Origin of the sequence: Myxococcus vastator (assembly GCF_010894475.1) — a bacterium.
GTDB classification, from domain to species: domain Bacteria; phylum Myxococcota; class Myxococcia; order Myxococcales; family Myxococcaceae; genus Myxococcus; species Myxococcus vastator.
In genome coordinates, this window is the sequence record NZ_JAAIYB010000778.1 from 1 (window position 1) to 1,926 (window position 1,926).

At 67.9% G+C, this 1,926-nt stretch carries 2 protein-coding genes; one reads left to right on the top strand and one right to left on the bottom strand.

Features of this window, described 5'->3' with window-relative positions; all coding sequences use genetic code 11:
- Positions 1–100: 100 nt before the first annotated feature.
- Entirely contained in the window at positions 101–436 is a 336-nt protein-coding gene (locus G4D87_RS37160; RefSeq protein WP_240358925.1) for a winged helix-turn-helix domain-containing protein, read from the top strand.
- A gap of 3 nt (positions 437–439) precedes the next feature.
- On the opposite strand, the gene tnpC is transcribed toward G4D87_RS37160, so the two are convergent.
- Positions 440–1,846: an IS66 family transposase gene (tnpC, locus tag G4D87_RS37165; RefSeq protein ID WP_163787503.1), complete on the bottom strand. Its 1,407-nt coding sequence runs from the start codon at positions 1,844–1,846 to the stop codon at positions 440–442.
- Positions 1,847–1,926 lie beyond the last annotated feature (80 nt).

A 1,926-nucleotide genomic window follows, 5' to 3' on the forward strand; every position in this document is an offset into this window, starting at 1 on the left:
GTAACCGTTCAGGGCTGGTGTTGAGGCCGTCGTCGCGGTGTGCAACCCGTGGCGGATGCGGACGAAAACCCCTGCGACGCTGGAATCGAAAATTGAACGATTGCTCCACGAGCACCTGGTGGAGCAGCAACGCCTGGTGAAGGCGGCGGTGGAGAGAGCGTTCTCGGTGTTGGCTCCCGCGCCCTCCGTGGCGATGCAGCGGCAGGGGACGAGGGTCCGACGCTCTTCAGGTGCCGTCGCCAACCTCGCGAAGCGGTTGCTCGAGGCGGTGCAGGCGTGTCCGGGCGAGACGATGACGGTCATCGCCGCGCACGTCGGGGAAAAGCCTCGGGCGCTTCATCGGCCGATGGTGCGGTTGAAGCACGAGGGCCGCGTGCGCAGCGCAGGAGAGCGGAACGCGACGCGCTACTTCCCCATGGGCGGGAAGGCCACGTAGCGCTCAGGGCGCTGCGAAGAGCGAGGGCGGGGGCGCCCCCGTCTTGGCGGTGGTGCAGCAGGCCGTCAGGAATTCGAGCACATTCTTTTCCTGCTTGCGTGCGGTATGCGCCACCGTCATCACCCGCTCGGCGAAGAGGTTCCCCCGGGTGCTCTGCGTGCCGAAGCTTCGCTTGCGCCACAGGACGAAGGCCCGCAGCTCGCGCTCAGCGTGGTTGTTCGTGGGCTCGACTCCCTCCCTGTCGACGAAAGTCCACAGCGCCGCCCGGTGCTTGAGGATGTCCTCACAGGAGCCGGAGACGTGCGGCAGCCTCGCGGCCACCGCGCGCTCAAGCAGGGCTTCCACCTGGGCGCGTACCGGGGCCATGCGCCCTTGCAGCGCGTCCCGCTGCAATTCGCCGCTCCTGAGTTGTCCCCAGTAGTCGAAGAGGATGCCGATGTAGTCGAGGAGCTCGCGCCCAATCGCTCCGGCTGGCCCGTCGCGCTCCGAGAAGGAAATGGCCTTCCTCAAGAGGTGGGCCCAGCACACCTGCCGCGCTTCCATGGCCCAGAAATTCAGCGCGGTGGCGCGGTCGCTCACGAGGACGCCGAGCTTCAAGCCGAAGAGCGATGCGAGCGTCTGCGACTTGCCGTCCGTCAGAATCTTGAAGACGGTGGCCATTGACGAGGCGATGGTCCACAGCGCGCGCGCCAGGCCCCCCTCAAGCCACTGGGTGCCGTCCGTGTGCTTCACCGGCGCCGACAACACCTGGGCCCAGGCCTCGTCCACCGCGGGCTTCACGGCCTCGCTGACGCGCGCCTCGACGGCGCTCACCGCCCCCAGGGAAATGTCGATGCCCAGCACATCCCCCACAAGCCTCACCGTCGAGCGCCGACTCAGGTGGTAGACGCCCGTCAAAAGGCCAACGACGGCCGATAGCCGCGGGCCGAAGGGCGACGTCGGAATCGGCGCGGTGCTCGCCCACGTCTCATGCTGGCACCTGGGGCACTCCATGCCATGGCGCACCCACTGCGTGACGTGGGCCTTGAGCGGCGGCAACTCCACGGATTGGTAGCGCCGCACCCGCGTGCCACCTTCGGGCGAGAGGGGAGCCCAGCAATTCTCACACGCGGACGGGAAGAGGTGCTTGAACTCACTCACCTTCTCCTCGGCAACCAGCGCGCGTGTCAGGCCTTTGTGTCCCGGCTGCCCCCCGCGCTTCTTCCCACTCCCGCTCTGCTTGCGCCGCTCGGCCTTCTGCCCCGGCGTATCGCTCGACGGTGGCCGGTTCGAGTTGCCCGAGTTGCGCCGCAACTGCTCCCGCAGCTGCTGCACCAGTCGAGTCAGCTCCTCGACTTGACGCTCGAGCTCCGCGATGCGCGCATCCTTGGGGTCGACCTCGGCCACGACACGCTCTGTCCCATGCCCCACGCCGCGTCAGCGAGCGACGAGCCTCCCGTCGGCTGCTGGCCTGCTCCTTCTTCAACCGCCCATCCCACCTGAACGCTTAC